The organism is Candidatus Omnitrophota bacterium, assembly GCA_028693815.1.
Classification (GTDB): domain Bacteria; phylum Omnitrophota; class Gorgyraeia; order Zapsychrales; family Aceulaceae; genus Aceula.
Window position 1 is genome coordinate 81232 of sequence record JAQUUP010000002.1, and the last position, 17158, is coordinate 98389.

The 17158-nt window shown below is 37.0% G+C and carries 16 protein-coding genes; 15 read left to right on the plus strand and 1 reads right to left on the minus strand.

Features of this window, described 5'->3' with window-relative positions:
• Window positions 1–5 precede the first annotated feature (5 nt).
• The 10 genes from PHY73_01040 (at window position 6) to PHY73_01085 (ending at window position 11292) form a co-directional block, all read left to right on the plus strand.
• Window positions 6–1484, plus strand: a complete 1479-nt coding sequence (locus tag PHY73_01040) for a methyltransferase domain-containing protein (GenBank protein MDD3374294.1) — start codon at window positions 6–8, stop codon at window positions 1482–1484.
• Window positions 1485–1605: 121 nt separating this feature from the next.
• Window positions 1606–2076 carry an S-adenosylmethionine decarboxylase gene (locus PHY73_01045; GenBank protein MDD3374295.1) on the plus strand — a complete coding sequence of 157 codons (471 nt, stop codon included), beginning with the start codon at window positions 1606–1608 and terminating at the stop codon, window positions 2074–2076.
• Window positions 2077–2255: 179 nt separating this feature from the next.
• Window positions 2256–3320, plus strand: coding sequence for a magnesium/cobalt transporter CorA (gene corA / locus PHY73_01050; GenBank protein ID MDD3374296.1), 1065 nt, complete (start codon window positions 2256–2258; stop codon window positions 3318–3320).
• Window positions 3321–3386: 66 nt separating this feature from the next.
• Window positions 3387–5864: a leucine--tRNA ligase gene (gene leuS / locus PHY73_01055; GenBank protein MDD3374297.1), complete on the plus strand. Its 2478-nt coding sequence runs from the start codon at window positions 3387–3389 to the stop codon at window positions 5862–5864.
• A gap of 35 nt (window positions 5865–5899) precedes the next feature.
• Complete coding sequence (locus tag PHY73_01060; protein MDD3374298.1) at window positions 5900–7189, plus strand: endonuclease Q family protein; 1290 nt, start codon at window positions 5900–5902, stop codon at window positions 7187–7189.
• A 41-nt stretch (window positions 7190–7230) separates the two neighbouring features.
• Complete coding sequence (locus tag PHY73_01065; protein MDD3374299.1) at window positions 7231–7569, plus strand: helix-hairpin-helix domain-containing protein; 339 nt, start codon at window positions 7231–7233, stop codon at window positions 7567–7569.
• A 2-nt stretch (window positions 7570–7571) separates the two neighbouring features.
• Complete coding sequence (locus PHY73_01070) at window positions 7572–9131, plus strand: ComEC/Rec2 family competence protein (protein ID MDD3374300.1); 1560 nt, start codon at window positions 7572–7574, stop codon at window positions 9129–9131.
• A 13-nt stretch (window positions 9132–9144) separates the two neighbouring features.
• Window positions 9145–10092 (plus strand): outer membrane protein assembly factor BamD, encoded by a 948-nt coding sequence (gene bamD / locus PHY73_01075; GenBank protein MDD3374301.1) that lies wholly within the window; start codon window positions 9145–9147, stop codon window positions 10090–10092.
• 2 nt (window positions 10093–10094) lie between these two features.
• The gene (locus PHY73_01080) at window positions 10095–10634 is read left to right on the plus strand and encodes an LptE family protein (protein MDD3374302.1); all 540 of its coding nucleotides are present in this window, start codon (window positions 10095–10097) and stop codon (window positions 10632–10634) included.
• Between the two features lie 19 nt (window positions 10635–10653).
• Complete coding sequence (locus PHY73_01085; protein MDD3374303.1) at window positions 10654–11292, plus strand: hypothetical protein; 639 nt, start codon at window positions 10654–10656, stop codon at window positions 11290–11292.
• Here the strand turns inward: PHY73_01085 and rpsT are convergent.
• The gene (gene rpsT, locus PHY73_01090; GenBank protein ID MDD3374304.1) at window positions 11276–11539 is read right to left on the minus strand and encodes a 30S ribosomal protein S20; all 264 of its coding nucleotides are present in this window, start codon (window positions 11537–11539) and stop codon (window positions 11276–11278) included. The genes PHY73_01085 and rpsT overlap by 17 nt on opposite strands.
• 49 nt (window positions 11540–11588) lie before the next feature.
• Here rpsT and murJ point away from each other — a divergent pair, with 49 nt between their 5' ends.
• The 5 genes from murJ to prfB all read left to right on the plus strand — a co-directional run bounded on the left by murJ (window position 11589) and on the right by prfB (window position 17047).
• Entirely contained in the window at window positions 11589–13160 is a 1572-nt protein-coding gene (murJ, locus tag PHY73_01095; protein MDD3374305.1) for a murein biosynthesis integral membrane protein MurJ, read from the plus strand.
• Window positions 13139–14386: an excinuclease ABC subunit UvrC gene (locus PHY73_01100; protein MDD3374306.1), complete on the plus strand. Its 1248-nt coding sequence runs from the start codon at window positions 13139–13141 to the stop codon at window positions 14384–14386. The genes murJ and PHY73_01100 overlap by 22 nt, the downstream gene beginning before the upstream one ends.
• A 76-nt stretch (window positions 14387–14462) precedes the next feature.
• The gene (locus tag PHY73_01105) at window positions 14463–14684 is read left to right on the plus strand and encodes an MGMT family protein (GenBank protein MDD3374307.1); all 222 of its coding nucleotides are present in this window, start codon (window positions 14463–14465) and stop codon (window positions 14682–14684) included.
• Between the two features lie 91 nt (window positions 14685–14775).
• Complete coding sequence (locus PHY73_01110; GenBank protein MDD3374308.1) at window positions 14776–15849, plus strand: PilT/PilU family type 4a pilus ATPase; 1074 nt, start codon at window positions 14776–14778, stop codon at window positions 15847–15849.
• A gap of 109 nt (window positions 15850–15958) precedes the next feature.
• Complete coding sequence (prfB, locus tag PHY73_01115) at window positions 15959–17047, plus strand: peptide chain release factor 2 (GenBank protein ID MDD3374309.1); 1089 nt, start codon at window positions 15959–15961, stop codon at window positions 17045–17047.
• The last annotated feature ends 111 nt before the right edge of the window (window positions 17048–17158 follow it).

Below are 17158 nucleotides of genomic sequence, written 5' to 3' on the forward strand. Positions count from 1 at the left end.
CGATTGTGGAAAAAATAGAAATGCCAAAAGTTCTGTATAGTCAGACGGAGGATTATCCGGGAAAAGAAGACTTTTTTATGATTAACCAATCTGGACCCGATACGTATCTGCCGATCAGAGAAAGCCTCCTTTTGATTAGTCCTCAGCAAGAGACGAGTTCGTCGATATTCTTGACAGAAAAAAAGATCAATGCGCTTAGAAAGATTTTATCTAAAGAGGATTACGGCCGCTATGGAAGAATGAAATATTTCGAAGAGAGAATTTTGCCTGATTTAGAAGATATTTTTTCTGAGGTTTCTTTGTCAAAACCTGTTTTTATGGCTATTGAAAAAAAATTAACTGAACTTGCGAGAAATAATTTTTATCGGTTTGATTGGTTGATTTATGAATTACGAGAAGAAAGAAACAGATTAAAGAATATTTCTGAAAGCGAAGTTCAAAGTTTAATGGAATTGATTTTGAGCCGGACGCCTGATCCTTCTAGCGAAAAAGATTGTTATGGTCCGAAGTATTACGGGGAAGGCCCGAATGATGATTTATATATTTGGTATAGCGGCTCAACTCAAGAGGCTGTTGATCAACTCAAGAATCTTGAATATTCTTGGAATGGAAAAAGCGTTTTAGAGATTGCGCCTGGACAAGATGGAGAATTTATTAATTGGGTTAAAAGTCAAGGTGCTGATGCTATGGCATCTGATAAAAGTTTTCGCGGAACACGCTGGGCGCGTCAAAAATATGGTGTTGAGTCAAAAAGAGCGGATATTCTCAATCTTTCATTGTTAGGTGATAAAAAGTTTGATGTTATTTTTGCCGCTTCTGTTTTAAATTACGTCCTTGGAGATAATTATTTAGAAAAAGGATCAAAAGAAAAAGCAGATCAACTTATTAAAAGTTTACGGAGCGTGCTTGCCTCTGGCGGACTTTTATGTTTTGCATTTTCTGATAGAGAAGAAATGGATCAAAGGCGCTATGACAATCGTATGCCTAAGCATATTGTTGAGAGTTTTACGCAGGCAGGTTTTGAAATCATTTCGGAGTATAAAGGTGGAGAAGTTATTATTTTGAAGGATATTGGCTCTGTTGCCGATTCTATGCAGAGTGAAAAGATTTTTTCGCTGACTGCGGATGCTGTGCAGGAAAGGCCTGACGGCCAGTCACAAGCCACAAGTCGTCAGTTACAAGATACGAATGACGATATGCCAAATGCGAATGACGAACTAAAAGGTGGCATTGATTTTAATGCCCAAAGTTTTGATATTAAAACTCAGGGTGATGAGATTGATTTTGATGTTCCATTAGAGCTTCAAAATATTGATTTTAATAATATTCAAGGATTTGTGCCGGTGATTATTGATATTGTGCCGATTACAAATATATTTTTTGTTTTAGGATTAAATGAAGAAGATTTTGAGAATGATAAAACCCGTTGGTCTGAGCGCCAGGATATTGATTACGATAAGCCGAAAGAAGAAAGTTTGATTTAGAGCATAAGAAAAAAAGAAGGCGTTTGAAGAAAAAAGGTTTTTTCCCTTGCTTTTACCAACGTATTCATAGTATAAATATAATTAGTTATAATACATTTGATTTTGAAAGGGCAATATGAAGATGACAGATCAAGTATTCGGATATCAGCTACTTTTAGATTTGTATGGGTGTAAAGAAGGGGTTTGCGACGATCTTTCTTTGTGCTATCAGTTTTTAGATGATATTGTGGGAGCTTTAGGTATGGAAAAACAAGCTCCACCAAATATATTTCGAAGTGATGCTACCCGTTTTCCAGATAAGGCTGGCCTTTCAGGTTGGGCGCCTTTGATTGAAAGCTCGATTGTGATTCATACCTTGACTCCTAAGAATTATATTTCTGTTGATGTTTATTGTTGTAAATCTTTTAGTCGTCAAACGGCAATAGATATGTGTAATAAGTTCTTTGTTCCAAAAAAGATCGATGAGCAGTATATCGAGAGGGGGCTGGATTATTTTAAAACAGATACGAATTATCACACGATTACTGTTGATAAGGAGGGTGAATTTCCAAAAGTTGTTATTGAGCGAAAAGATTTAGAGGTAGGGGTTTAAAAAATTTTTTATTAATAGTTGGGGCTTTGTTCTAAGAACAAAGCCCCGTTTGTTTTTTAAAGCAAGAACATGTTAATGCGATTAAATAATTATAACGAAACTTTTTGAATGTGATATTATAATGCATTGTTAAAGCTATTAGATTTTAAAAAGGTTCCAATTAATAAAGAGATAACGCGATGACAGAATTATTTGAAAAACAATCACAGACCGCTGGTCTTCCTCCCGGCACACTAATCCACGTTGGAGAAAAGCATCACAAAAAAACAAGAATTACAGTTATTGATTATGATTCTCATAATTTAGAAGAAAAACAATTAAACTCTATTGAAGAAAGCTTTGCGTTTCGAGATAAACCCAGCATTACCTGGATCAATATTGATGGGCTTGAAGATTTATCTGTTATTGAAAAGATTGATGATCATTTTGGTATTCATCCGCTTGTTTTAGAAGATATTGTCAATACGACTCAGCGACCTAAAGTTGATGATTATGAAGATTATCTTTTTATTGTTGCTAAGATGATTTATTTTGATGAGAAAAACAAAGACCTTATTGACGAACAAGTTAGTTTTATTTTAGGCTCAAATTCTGTGATTTCTTTTCAGGAGAAGCAGGGCGATGTTTTTGATTTTATTCGTGAACGACTGCGTGCTAACAAGGGGCGTGTGCGTAAGCTAGGGTCTGATTATTTGGTATATTTGCTTTTAGATGCGTTGGTCGATCATTATTTTCTTGTTCTTGAGAAGCTTGGCGATAAAATAGAATTACTTGAAGATCGCATTTTAGAAAAACCAGATGTTCATACTCCGCAAGAGATACACCAGCTCAAAAGAAAAATTATATTCCTGCGTAAGCAAATTTGGCCTATGCGAGAAGTTTTAAGCAATCTTCAGCGCAAGGATTCAAAGCTGATTAAGAAAACTAGCTTTGTTTATCTGCGAGATGTTTATGATCATACGATTCAGGTTATTGATACAATCGAGTCTTTTCGCGATATGCTTTCTGGCCTTCATGATATTTATCTTTCTACGATTAGCAACAAAATGAATGAAATCATGAAAGTTCTTACTATTTTTGCTGCTATTTTTATTCCGCTTACTTTTATTGCTGGGATTTATGGAATGAATTTTGAATTTATGCCTGAGCTTAAATGGCCATTTGGCTATGCTTACGCGCTGGGTCTTATGCTTGTTGTGGCGCTTTCATTGTTGACTTATTTTAAACGAAATAAGTGGATTTAGACTGAAATTCCTATCCTTCTAATTTTTTCCTTTTAAAATATTAATATTAGTATAAAATAGATTTCTATGAGTTATGATATTGAGACTATAAGACACCTTGAATCAAAGTGGCAGAAATTTTGGAAAGACAACAAAGTCTTTGAAGTTAAACAAGATACAAAAAAACCAAAATATTATGTTCTTGAGATGTTTCCGTATCCATCGGGCAAAATCCATATGGGCCATGTTAGAAACTACACCATTGCTGATGTGATTGCCCGCATGAAAAAGATGCAAGGCTACAATGTGCTTCATCCAATTGGCTACGATGCTTTTGGTCAACCTGCCGAAAATGCTGCCATAAAACATAAAACTGACCCTTCCAAATGGACCTATCGTTGCATTCATGAAATGCATCAAGGTTTTGAAAAGATGGGATTTTCTTACGATTGGTCGCGTGAACTTGCTACTTGTAATCAGGATTATTATAAATGGAATCAGTGGATTTTTCTAAAGATGATGGAAAAAGGTCTTGCCTACAAAAAGGCTTCATCCGTCAATTGGTGCCCAAGTTGCGAGACAACCTTGGCTAATGAAGAGGTTATTCAGGGGCAGTGTTGGCGATGCAAGTCAGAAGTTACACAAAAAGATTTAAATCAGTGGTATTTAAAAATTACAGATTATTCTGAAAGGCTTTTAAAGGATCTTGATACGCTAAAACAATGGCCAGAGCGTGTTGTTGCCATGCAAAAGAATTGGATTGGCAAAAGCTATGGTGTTGAGATTTATTTTAAGGTTGAAAAGACAAATGAGGTTTTGCCCGTTTTTACCACGCGTCAAGATACGATTTTTGGTGCAACGTATGTTGTTTTAGCGCCTGAGCATCCGCTTGTTTCTAAGCTTATTAAAGGGATGCCACAAGAAAAAGAAGTTTTAGCGTTTTGTGAAAAAATAGCAAAGGTGAGTAAAACGGATCGCATTTCTGGCGGCCTTAAAAAAGAAGGAATTTTTACAGGGATCTATGCGATTAATCCTGTGAATAATGAAAAGGTTCCAATTTGGATTGCGGATTATGTTTTAATGGAATACGGAACTGGTGCGATTATGGCTGTGCCGACGCATGACCAGAGAGATTTTTTGTTTGCTAAAGAACATGATTTGCCAATGCGTATTGTTATTGAAGATCCGAAGCGAAAAGGTATTTTAGCCGATGAGCTGACTGAGGCGTACGAAGCCGAAGGTGTTTTGGTGAATTCTGAGCAATTCAATGGTATTAGCAATGTCGTGAGTTTAAAGAAAATTTCAGATTGGATGCAAGAAGAGAAAATTGGAAAGTCTGTTGTGCATTGGCGTTTGCGTGATTGGTTGATTTCTCGTCAGCGATATTGGGGCACACCGATTCCTGTTGTCTATTGCGAGAGCTGTGGTGTTGTGCCTGTGCCTGAAAAAGATCTTCCCGTTGTACTTCCTGAAGATATTAAAATTACAGGTGAAGGAGGAAGTCCTTTGGCTAAGAGGGATGATTTTGTAAATGTTAAGTGTCCTAAGTGTGGCAAGCCGGCTCAGCGTGAAACAGATACCATGGCTACATTTTTTGATTCGTCTTGGTACTATCTTCGTTATTGTTCAGCGCATGATGAAAATCAAGTTTTTGATAAAAATGACGCTGATTACTGGATGCCAGTTGATCAATACATTGGTGGCATTGAGCATGCGATTTTACATCTTTTGTATTCACGGTTTTTTACTAAATTCTTTAAAGATTTAGGTCTGGTAAAATTTGATGAACCTTTTACGCGTCTTCTAACACAAGGTATGGTTTTAAAAGATGGCGAGGTGATGTCTAAGTCTAAAGGAAACACGGTTGATCCTGATTCGGTGATTGAGAAATATGGAACAGATGCGTTAAGGCTTTCGATTTTATTTGCTGCTCCGCCGGAAGATCAATTGGAATGGAATGATGGCGCGATGGAAGGATCTTGGCGATTTTTGTCTCGTATCTGGAATTTAGTAGAAACAAAGTACGATTCGGTTGCAAAAGAGCAAGCGTTTAATGATAGCGATAAAGATTTAGAACGAGAACGTAATAGTGTGATTAAGAAATTTACTGAAGACATTGAAAAAGGTTTTAAATTTAATACATCAATTAGCAGCATCATGATTTTACTTAATAAAATTGATCAGCACGTTAAGGGTAAAAAAGGGGCGGATGTTGTTCAGCCTGCTGTTTTAAACAAGTCTATCGAAACAGTTGTTTTGTTATTATCTCCGATTACGCCGCATTTGTGTGAAGAGCTTTGGAATAAAATTGGCAAGAAAGATAAAACGATTAGTGAGATTGATTGGCCGACACATGATGAAAAAGCGCTTATTGTCGACGAAGTTTTGGTTGTTGCTCAGGTTAATGGTAAGTTGCGAGGAAAATTTCAAGTGCCTGTGGATGCTGATGAGGCAACCTTGAGAGACATTATTTTATCTGATGAAAAAATCAAAGAGTTTATCGCTGATAAGCCGATTAAGCGTTTTATTGTTGTTCCAAATAAAATTGTAAATATTGTAGTATAAAAGTTACAAGCGTCTTGTTACGCGTGACCTTAGTTATGTCAAAATTCTACGCTGACCTTCATATTCATTCTAAATATTCCCGTGCAACCAGCAAATCATTAGACTTTGAGGCTCTCTATCTTTGGGCGCAACTAAAAGGCCTCCAGGTTGTTGGCAGCGGAGATTTCTTGCATCCGGCGTGGTTTAAGGAAATCACAACAAAACTTGAAGAAGCTGAGCCAGGGTTTTTTAAATTAAAAGAAAAGTATGCCAAAGAAATTGATAAAGACGTTCCAAAGTCTTGTCGAGGCAAGGTGCGGTTTGTTCTTTCAGTTGAAATCTCAAGCATTTATAAAAAAATGGATAAGGTGCGAAAAATCCACAACGTGGTTCTTGCGCCTCATTTAAAATCTGCAGAAAAGATTCAAAAGAAGCTTGGGGCCATTGGAAATATTTGTTCAGATGGCCGTCCGATTCTGGGTTTAGATTCGCGCGATTTGTTAGAAATAACTTTGGAAGCTGACGACAAGGCTTTTTTAGTTCCAGCGCACATTTGGACGCCGTGGTTTGCGCTGTTAGGTTCTAAAAGTGGATTTGATCGAGTTGAAGATTGTTTTGGTGATTTGACTAAGCATGTTTTTGCTCTTGAGACAGGTTTGTCGTCTGATCCTTTGATGAATTGGCGGTTAAGCCGGCTGGATGATTATGTTTTGATTTCTAATTCAGATGCGCATTCGGCATCAAAGCTTGCGCGCGAGTCGAATATTTTTGATACAGAATTTTCTTATAATGGGATGTATAAAGCGCTTAAAGATCCAAAAGACAAAGGATTTTTAGGGACGATTGAATTTTTTCCGGAAGAAGGGAAATATCATTATGACGGACATCGGGATTGCAAGATATGTTTAACACCTAAAAAGACTATAAAAAATAAAGGATTATGTCCTGTTTGCGGAAAATCTGTGACAGTCGGTGTTATGGCGCGGGTTGAAGAACTTGCCGACCGGAAACAAGGAGAAAAAAGCAAGCGATGGCGCCCTTATCATAGTTTGATTCCGCTTGTCGAGGTTGTTGCTGAGGCTAGAGGCATGGGGCCAAATTCAAAAGCTGTTCAGAAAATCTTTCATGCGATGCTTAATGCTCTTGGCGGAGAAATTTCGATTTTGTGGGATAAACCAATTAAAGATATTCAAGTTTGTGCTGGTGATGTGGTTGCTGAAGGTGTCAGCCGTATGCGTCAAGGAAAAGTAAATATTGCACCCGGCTATGATGGAGAATATGGTGTTGTTAAGCTTTTCTCTGATGCTGAGAGAGCTAAGTTAGCCAAACAACCATCTTTGTTCTAATTTTATTCTTGTTTGATAAGATTTAATTGATCAGGTAGCGTATGTTTCATCTAACAAAAGAAGAGCGACTTGTTGTTATTTATTTTGGGGCGACCCTTATTTTGGGGAGCCTTTTTTATTATGTGTTTAAGCAAAATCCAAACCTTTGGAATTTGATTAATGTGGTCGATAGCCAGAAAATTTATCCAAAGGTAGATATTAATCGAGCCGACCGCGATCAGTTGATCAAGATTCCGCAAATTGGCCCTGCCACAGCTGATCAGATTTTGGAGCATCGCAAAAACAAGACATTTGAAACGTTAGAAGAGCTTAAAGAAATAAAAGGTATCAGCGGTTCAAAGTATAAAACTATTATTCGGTATTTAAAACCACCGCCCTGACTATGAACCCTCGTCGACCATTCTTAAGTATGGTTATTTTCCTCAGTTTCGGTATTCTTGTCGGAGAATACATAAATATTTCATTTTATATTCTAAGCTTCTTTTGTTTGATTGGATTTTCTTTAAGTTATATTTTTCTTAAACAAACAAAAGTTTCGCTTATTTTTATTTTTGCTTCATTGTTTTTGCTTGGAGCAGCACTTGTTCAAAGTGCAAAAAGCATTGGACCCGACGACATTTCAAGTATTGTTCGATTTTATCGAAAAGATTCTGTGACGATTGAGGGTATTGTTGTTTCTGATGTTCAAGAAAAAGATTTTCATGCGACAAAAAAACTTTCATTTGAGCTTGATGTTAAACGTATCAAAAGTCCTTGGGGCTGGAAAAAGAAAAGCGGAAGAATTTTAGTCCATGTGTTCGGAGAAAGAGACATTGCTTTTGGTGATTATCTTAAAATGGAAGGAAAGATTTATCCAGCATTTAATTTTAAGACAGAGAATCGATTTTCATACAAAGAATATCTTCTGAGAAAGAAGATTCGGTGTATTTTAAGTGTAAAGAAAGCGTTGCCGGTTGATGTGATCAGAAGAAATCAAGGCAATTTTTTAAAAGCATTTTCTCTTCGCTTGAAGAAGAAGTTGTCGGGTATCTTGGATGCGAACTTTACATCGAATCAATCTGGTATTATGCACGCGATTCTTTTGGGGGATCGTCAGAATATTCCTGTACATATCCGCGAGCTTTTTATTCAGACAGGAACAGCGCATATTTTAGCGATTAGCGGTCTTCATATTGGTATTGTGGCTTTCTTGATTTTTCTTGCACTTAAAATTATTCCTTTAAAAAGAAAATGGCGATATATTTTAACAGCGGCTTTTCTTATTTTTTATTGCTTTTTGATTGGGTCTCGGCCATCAGTTGTGCGAGCAACAATTATGGCGAGTATTTTTTTGTTTAGTTTTGTTTCTGAGAGGGAATCGGATCCTATCAATGCACTGTGCTTAGCGGGTTTTGCGATATTGATTATGAATCCTCTTTATTTGTTTGATGCTGGATTTCAGTTATCTTTTGTGAGTGTTTTTTCGATTTTATGCTTGTATCCGGTTTTTTCAAAGAGTTCATGGATGTTAGAGAAATTGAGCAAGCGAAGGGTGGCAAAGTTTTTTGTTGAGTCACTGTTTGTTTCCTTAATTGTTTGGATAGGGGTTTTCGGGCTCGTTGGATATTATTTCGAAATCGTTACGCCTATTACGATTTTGGCTAATTTATTTGTAATTCCGTGTATTTCTGTTGTTATTGCTCTGGGCTTAAGTTTAATGTTTACAGGGGTTTTTGTCCCAGGTTTAAATATTTTCTTTGCGTATTGCATCAAAGTTGTTTTAAGCGTAATGGTGGCAGGCATTTATCTTATGTCACAAATCCCGGGAGCTTATTTTGAACACTTTTCTTTTTCGTTTGGCGTGGTTGTAGCGTATTATATGGTATTTTTTGGACTTTGTTTCTTTAGAATTTTAAGAGAAAATAAGCATCCTCGCAAGATTGACAAAATTATTCAACTATGATAAAGTGGACGACATGAAAAGAATAATAATTATAACTATTACTATTATTAGTATTTGTGCTGGAAATTGTTCTGCTTTTTGGCTTTGGACGCCAGAGACGAATAAATGGGTTAATCCAAAATATTCCGTTAAAGAAACCCCAAAAGAACAGCTAGATTACGGCTTAGAATTTCTAAATGCACAGGAATTTAAGAAGGCCATTAATGAATTTGAGAAGCTGATTAAACATTATCCGCGGGCAACGGAAGCACCAAAAGCACAATGGTATATTGGTGAATGTTTTGAAAAGTTAGATGATCCTTATAAGGCATTCCAAGAGTATCAGAAGATTATTGATATGTATCCTTTTAGTGATCTCGCTCCTGAAGTTGTTGAGCGTCAATACAAGATCGGTGAGAAAATGCTTTTGACTCCATCCAAAAATCGATTTATTTCTACTTTGACTGGCGGGGAATACGATGTGATTGATGTTTTTCGAACGGTTATTAAAAATGCGCCATATGGCAATTATGCGCCTATTGCGCAATATAAGATTGGTTTATATTTGGCTGAAAAAAAGATGTATTCTGAAGCACGTGATGAGCTTGAGAAGGTGATTAACGATTATCCAGATAATGAATGGGTTAAGCCTGCTCGATATCAGATTGCTGTTGTTGATTCTGCGCGATCGCCAGGCGCTGCTTATGATCAAAGAGTGACGCAAGCGGCAGCTGAAGGATTTGAAGATTTTATTAAAACATATCCAGATGCTCAATTGTCTGAGAAAGCTCGTTCTGAAATTTCCGAGTTGCGCGAGAAAGAAGCCGAAAATAATTTTTTGACGGCTAAATTTTATCAAAAACAAAAAGATTATGAAGCTGCAAAGATCTATTATTTGTCAATTATTGACGAGTTTTCCGGAAATCAGTGGGCGATTAAGGCTTTAGAACAAATTAAAATTATTGAAGAAAAGACTAAATAGAAATGAAAAGCTTTATAAAAATTTTTGTTATTCTTTTTGTTCCTATTTATTTTACTGGGTGTGGTTATGCTACACGGTCGTTATCTCCAATTTTATCAGATATTCATACGATTTATATCGAACCGTTTGCGAATAATGTTGATTATGGAGCATCGCGTGGAAGTAAGAATTTGTATATTCCAATGTTGGAAGTTAAAGTAACCAACCAAACGATTAATCAATTTGTTTATGATGGCAATCTTAAGGTTTCGAAAGAAGACCAAGCCGATGTTATTCTCAAGAGCGAACTTATTAATTATACTCGAGATGCTTTAAGGTATGATGATGATGACAACGCTGAGGAATATCGCATAACGATTATTGTTTCTTTGGTGCTTTGGGATGTTGCGAGCAGTGAGCCTCTTTGGGTTGAGCCAAGGTTTTCAGGAGATGCAACATTCTTTGAATCAGGACCGGCTGCTCAATCTGAGAGCACAGCCGTTGATGAGGCCGTTAAAGATCTCGCAAAGAGAATTGTTGAACGAACTGTTGAAGACTGGTAGCCGGAGTTGGTGCTAAACAATGATTTATCTTCTTGTTGGTCAGAGTCCATCTAAAGAAAACAAAATTTCCGAAATAAAAACTAGCGTACTTACTTCTAAAGAATCTTTGTCTTTTGATTACGAGATATTGCATGGGCATAAGCTGAATGATGAAATTTTGAAAAAATCTCTTATCTCACTTCCTAGTGTTTCTAAAAAAAGAGTAGTACTCCTTCGTCAAGCACATGAATTAAATGCCAGAGCTAAGAAAATTATTCTTTCTTGTCAAAAGGATTGTGATAAGACAGTAGATCTTATTTTAGATGCGGATGAATGGAGCACAAAGGATAGCTTTTTAAGAACATTAGGTAAAGCAATCACAGTTGTTAATTTTGAGCAAAAGAAAAAAGCAGATGTTTTTGAAATGACAAGGGCGATTATTTCTAATCGAAAAATTGACGCTTTAAAGTTGTTAACTCAGCTTATTGAAGAGGGAAACCATCCTCTCAAAATTATGGCACCTATCGTTTGGTCTTGGAAGAATTCAAGAAATCGAATCTCAAAAGAAAGGTTTCGCCGAGGACTTATGATGATTCAAGATGCAGACTTTTGCATTAAGCGAAGTCGTCTTAGCTCAGAATATGCTTTAGAAGTCTTAGTTGTTAAGTTGTGCTCTTAAGCAGTTTGCTAAATTGAGATTTTCTTCGGGCAGCTGTATTTTCTTGGATTAGATTGCGCTTGACAGACTTATCAATCTTTTTAAATACAGTGCTAAGAAGAGCTTTCGCTTCACTGACATTTTTGGACTCAACAGCCGTGCGAAAACGTTTGATGGTTTTCTTAAGGTCGGTTTTGACGTCTAAATTGTGCAAATGCTTCTTTTTAGTTAAACGTAATTCTTGGATGCCGGATCGTCTTTGTGGCATAAATAATCGCTCCTTTCTTTAGGCGCCAATATAGCAGAGAGATAAACGCATGTCAACTAATAAATATTCACATCACGACACCAGCAGAGGTATCCTTAAGTCAACATCGATTTTATCCTTAGGGACTTTTGGGTCGAGAGTTTTGGGGTTTGTCCGTGATGTAATTTTGGCTCGATTCCTTGGAACTGGTTTTCAGGCAGATGCTTTTTTTGTGGCATTTCGTATTCCTAATTTATTTCGAGACGTGGTTGGTGAAGGTGGAATTAATTCTTCGGTTGTTCCTGTAATTTCGGAATATGCAGAGAAAAAAGAAAAAGAAGAATTATTGAAGTTTTTAAGCGTTGTTTTTGTGTTGGCAGCGATTGTTTTGAGCGTCATTACGATTTCAGGAATTGTTTTTGCCCCTATTATTGTGCGTGCGATTGCGCCTGGATTTGTGGTTGACAGTGAAAAGCTTAATTTAACGATTAAGTTGACGCGATTGATGTTTCCTTATTTAATTTTTATTAGCTTAACAGCGTATGGAGCAGGCATTCTTTATACATTAAGGTCTTTTGCTGTGCCGGCGTTTAGTCCGTGTCTTCTAAATATCTCAATTATAATCAGTGTTTTTGTTTCACTTAAAACAAAGATTGACCCTGTTTTGTGCTTAGCGTTTGGTGTTTTAGTCGGTGGGATTTTGCAGCTTGCAGTGCAAGGGATTCCAATTTTTAAAAAGGGTATTCGTTTTAAGTGGCCTCGAACATTGCAGCATCCTGGCGCTAAAAAGATTGGAAAATTACTTTTACCGCGGTTATTGGGATCAGCCGTTTATCAATTAACGGTTTTTATTGATACTTTTTGTGCGTCTTTGGCGATGATCGTTGGGGCTGGCGGAATTTCCGCGATTTATTATTCTAATCGTATTTTACAATTTCCTATGGGTCTTTTCGGTATTGCACTTGCCTCTGCTCTTTTGCCTTCGATGTCAGGGTTTGCTGCGCGTAATGATTTTAAAGAGTTTAAACGGACATTCAATTTTGCCTTAAAAAGCATTTTATTTGTGATGTTGCCGATCAGCATATTCTTAATGTTTTTTTCTGTTCCGATCATCCGTCTGCTTTTTCAAAGGGGAGAGTTTGATATTTATTCAACAACGATTACTTCCTCGGCGTTGCTGTTTTATTCGATCGGACTTTTTTGTTTTGCTGGAGTTAAGATTTTGGTGACATCTTTTTATTCGATTCAGGACACTAAGACGCCGGCAAAGACGGCGGGGTTCTGTTTGGTGATTAATGCGATGTTGAATTTTCTTTTGATGGGGCCTTTAAAGATTGGGGGGATTGCCCTGGCAAGCTCAATTGCAGCAACGATTAATTTTTCTATTTTGTTCTTTATTTTAAATAAACGCTTAAAGCATATTGGAGAAGGTTTCCTTGATTACGGGCTTAAAGTTCTTTTGGCGTCTATGGTGATGGGATCATTGTCATTATGGCTTTGGAATCTGGCAGATCGTATTCCAGAGATGATTCGTTTTTTTCTTGTTAGCTTCGTAAGTATTTTTGTTTTTTTCCAATCGTGCTATTTTCTAAAAATTTATCAAGCACAAAAAATAATCCAATGGATATTAAAAAAACCATAGCACAAATTCCTCTTTCGAGCGGCGTGTACTTAATGAAATCGAAAAGAGGAGCAATCATCTATATTGGAAAAGCGGTTTGTTTACGTAAGCGCGTGCAGTCATATTTTCGAAAGAAAACGGATTCTCTTAAAACAGAAGCACTTGTTTCGGAAATTAATGACATTGATTATATTTTGACGTTAAGCGAAGCGGAAGCTTTGATTTTGGAAGCGAGCCTCGTAAAGAAATATAAGCCAAAATATAACATTGATTTAAAAGATGATAAAAGCTATCCGTTTATTCAGATGACGGATGAAGATTTCTCAAGAGTTTCGATTGTGCGCCCGCGCCCTAAAGATGTTGGTAGAAAAATGTTTAAGATGTTTGGCCCGTACGTTAATGCTAAGTTGATTCGTGAGGCTTTGGGTGTGATCCGAAAGATTTTTCATTTTCGTACGTGTGCACATCTTCCCAAAAAAGCTTGCCTTGATTATCATATTGGCTTGTGTGATGCTCCGTGCATTAAAAATATTACAAAAACAGAATATCAAAAAATAATTCGGAATGTTTGTTTAATCTTAGAAGGAAAAAAGGAAAGCTTGTATCGTTTTCTTCGAAAAGAAATGGAGCAGGCTTCTCAAAATAAAGATTTTGAAAAAGCAGGAAAAATTCGTGATCAAATAAGAGCTATGGGCGCTTTGTATTCTGGCACGAAAGATATTAATTGCTTTAAAGAGGCAGAGCAACTTAAGCGCGTGCTTAATCTTTCTCGACGATTAGAACGTATTGAAGCATTTGATATTTCGAACACAATGGGTCAGCAGTCTGTTGGATCGATGGTATCTTTTTTAAATGGAGTACCGGACAAAAAGAATTATCGGCGTTTTCGTATTCGTGAAACACAAGGCATTGATGATTTTAAGATGATTGCAGAAGTTGTTGGTAGGCGGTATCAGCGATTAAAAAAAGAGGCAGCTCTTTTTCCAGATTTGATTTTGATCGATGGAGGCAAAGGACAACTCTCGGCAGCTAAAGAAAAACTTGTGGAGTTGGATTTAAATATTCCTGTAATTTCTATTGCGAAAAGAAACGAAGAAATTTTTGTACCATACAAAAGAAATCCTGTGGTTCTTTCAAAGGATGCATTGGGTTTAAAGTTAATTCAGCGTATTCGAGATGAAGCGCATCGCTTTGCTGTTAATTATCATCGTTTGTTGCGATCTAAGAAGGTATTTAGTGAGAAATAATTTAACCGATTTTCAGTGGAGTGTTTTGCGGATGGTTCAAACAATACCTTTTGGCCAGACGCGGTCTTATTAGTGGGTGGCTGAAAAAATAGGAAAACCAAAAGCTGCCCGTGCTGTTGGTCAAGCTTTGAATAAGAATCCATATGCCCCGACGATTCCTTGCCACCGTGTTGTGTGCCTTGATGGGTCTTTGGGTGGATATGCAGGAGGAGCAAACCTGAAGAAATTCTTGCTGAATATGGAAAAAGAAACTCTTAATCAATCTTTTGAAGAACAGAGTCTATTGAAGTCAGAATAGTCATTTTTGAAAGAAATAGATTTTGGCTGCAAATGTTTTAAGGTATAATATTATATTCAATATTAACGATATAAAAAATTAAGGAAATATTATGAAATTGCAAAAGTTTTTTAAGCAGATGGTTGAACAAGAAGCTTCAGATCTATTCTTAAGGTCTGCGGCTTTGCCGAGAGCGCGCATTAACGGTAAAGTGCAGCAGTTAGACGACAAACCTGTTTCTGACATGGATATGAGTGAGTTACTCGCAACTCTTCTTGATGATAGAAGAAAAAGAGATATTTTAGAGCAAAATAAGGACATCGATTTTATTTACAATGATCCTGATTGTGGACGTTTTCGTGTGAACGTGTTTTATCAGAGAACCATTCCAGCGTTGGTTGCGCGTTATGTTAAGAATCAGACCAAGAGTTTTGAAGAATTAAAGCTACCAACAGAGATTTGTGAAATATTTTCTAAAGAAACAAGGGGTCTTATATTAGCTTGTGGTCCGGCAGGTGTTGGCAAAACAACGACGATTGCAAGTATGCTTGATTATATTAATGCGAATCAAGAAAAACATATTGTTACGCTAGAAGATCCGATTGAGTTTTTATTTAAAGATAAAAAAAGTATGGTGAACCAAAGAGAGATGGGTCTTGATTTTTATTCGTATCCTATGGCTTTACGTCATGTGACGCAGCAAAGCCCTGATGTTATCTTTATTGGGACGATTCGTGATGAAGAGACTATGCGCGCAGCACTTTCTGCAGCTGAGCTGGGAGCGCTTGTTTTAGGGACTTTTCATACAAATAATGCAGTTCAAACACTTGAACGTATTATTAATTTTTTTCCACCACATCTTCATGCAGAAATGAGCCTTCAGCTTTCTATGCTTTTAAAGGGGGTTTTGTCTTTGCGGCTTTTGCCTTGCAAAGATGGGAGTGGCCGTGTTCCTGCCTATGAATCAATGTTCACAACGCCTACGATTGCGCGTCTTATTCGCGAGCAAAGCGTTCGGGAAATCCAGTCGTTTATTAACGATGGAAAATTGTTTGGCATGAAATCCTTTAAGCAGACTTTAGCGCAGCTTGTTCGCAATGGAATAGTTGAAGAAGAAGATGCAAGAAGTGCTTCTGATAGTAGAGATGAATTTGATTTAGAGCTAAGTGGCTTAAGAAGACTTTAAAATATGATCCAGTTTCTTCTATTTTTGACTTCCAAATTCAAAATTGTATTCTAAAAAAGATGTGATATAATACGTTTCAATTGTTTTATTAATATACATATAGATATATATGCTAGAAGAAATTAAGAAAAGAATTAAAGAGCTTGAGAAGAAATTAGAAAGTTTAAGAGGACTTTTAGATCTTTCAGGGAAGAATCAGCAAATTGTATCTATTCAGGATCAGATGGCGCAGCCAAATTTCTGGGATGATAGCAATGCCTCTAACAAATTGATGAAAGATTTAAAGGTTTTAAAATCTGTTGTGGATCCTTTTGAAGATTCTCTTAGTCGGCTTTCAGATCTCAAAGAGTTCAGCGAGCTTGCTGAGGAAGACGCCTCGCTTATAGAGCAGATTCAGCTTGATTTAGAAGACCTTTCCAAAAATATCGATCAAGTTGAAATTCAAACGATTCTTGGTGGTGAATTTGACCGAAACAATGCACTTTTAAGCATTAATGCTGGCGCAGGCGGAACTGAATCTTGTGATTGGGCTAGTATGCTTTTGCGCATGTACACGCGATGGGCTGAGAACAAGAAACATAAAGTGGAAGTTTTGGATATTTTGGCTGGGGAAGAGGCCGGCATTAAGAGCGCGACGCTGCGCATTAGTGGCGTAATGGCGTATGGATTTCTAAAGGCAGAAAAAGGGGTGCATCGATTAGTGCGGATCTCACCTTTTGATTCGAATAAAAGAAGGCATACTTCTTTTGCTTCTATTGATGTGATTCCGGAAGTCGAAGGGGATATTGAAATTGATATTAACATGGATGATTTGCGCATTGATATTTTTCGTTCATCTGGCCCAGGAGGGCAAAGTGTTAATACCACAGATTCGGCTGTGCGCTTGACTCATATACCAACAGGTATTGTGGTGCAGTGTCAAAATGAACGTTCACAGCTGCAAAACAAAGAATCGGCAATGCGTGTTTTAAAAGCTAGACTGTATCAACTGAGACAAAAAGAGCAAGATGAGAAAATGGCTACTGAGTATGGAGAGAAGCAAAGAATTGAATGGGGCAGCCAGATCCGATCGTATGTTTTTCAGCCGTATTGTATGGTTAAAGATCATCGTACGAGTTGTGAAGTTGGAAATGTTCAAAAAGTCATGGATGGCGATTTGGATGTATTCATAGAAGCTTATTTAAAAAGGGAAAAGTAAAGTTATAAGTCCTGCAGCCGCTAATGATTTTAAGGAATCCAGAAAATATTAAAATATTTTCTGGATTAATTCGCACAGGCTAACTTTTGTTCGCTGTGCTTTAAAGGATAA

What these genes read in the sequence shown, in the direction of transcription:
- rpsT (MDD3374304.1), bottom strand. Translation starts at nt 11,539, where the DNA reads ATGCCACAAAGACGATCCGGCATCCAAGAATTACGTTTAACTAAAAAG.
- PHY73_01065 (MDD3374299.1), top strand. Translation starts at nt 7,231, where the DNA reads ATGTTTCATCTAACAAAAGAAGAGCGACTTGTTGTTATTTATTTTGGG.
- murJ (MDD3374305.1), top strand. Translation starts at nt 11,589, where the DNA reads ATGTCAACTAATAAATATTCACATCACGACACCAGCAGAGGTATCCTT.
- PHY73_01045 (MDD3374295.1), top strand. Translation starts at nt 1,606, where the DNA reads ATGACAGATCAAGTATTCGGATATCAGCTACTTTTAGATTTGTATGGG.
- prfB (MDD3374309.1), top strand. Translation starts at nt 15,959, where the DNA reads ATGCTAGAAGAAATTAAGAAAAGAATTAAAGAGCTTGAGAAGAAATTA.
- leuS (MDD3374297.1), top strand. Translation starts at nt 3,387, where the DNA reads ATGAGTTATGATATTGAGACTATAAGACACCTTGAATCAAAGTGGCAG.
- PHY73_01110 (MDD3374308.1), top strand. Translation starts at nt 14,776, where the DNA reads ATGAAATTGCAAAAGTTTTTTAAGCAGATGGTTGAACAAGAAGCTTCA.
- corA (MDD3374296.1), top strand. Translation starts at nt 2,256, where the DNA reads ATGACAGAATTATTTGAAAAACAATCACAGACCGCTGGTCTTCCTCCC.
- PHY73_01080 (MDD3374302.1), top strand. Translation starts at nt 10,095, where the DNA reads ATGAAAAGCTTTATAAAAATTTTTGTTATTCTTTTTGTTCCTATTTAT.
- PHY73_01070 (MDD3374300.1), top strand. Translation starts at nt 7,572, where the DNA reads ATGAACCCTCGTCGACCATTCTTAAGTATGGTTATTTTCCTCAGTTTC.
- PHY73_01085 (MDD3374303.1), top strand. Translation starts at nt 10,654, where the DNA reads ATGATTTATCTTCTTGTTGGTCAGAGTCCATCTAAAGAAAACAAAATT.
- bamD (MDD3374301.1), top strand. Translation starts at nt 9,145, where the DNA reads ATGAAAAGAATAATAATTATAACTATTACTATTATTAGTATTTGTGCT.
- PHY73_01060 (MDD3374298.1), top strand. Translation starts at nt 5,900, where the DNA reads ATGTCAAAATTCTACGCTGACCTTCATATTCATTCTAAATATTCCCGT.
- PHY73_01100 (MDD3374306.1), top strand. Translation starts at nt 13,139, where the DNA reads ATGGATATTAAAAAAACCATAGCACAAATTCCTCTTTCGAGCGGCGTG.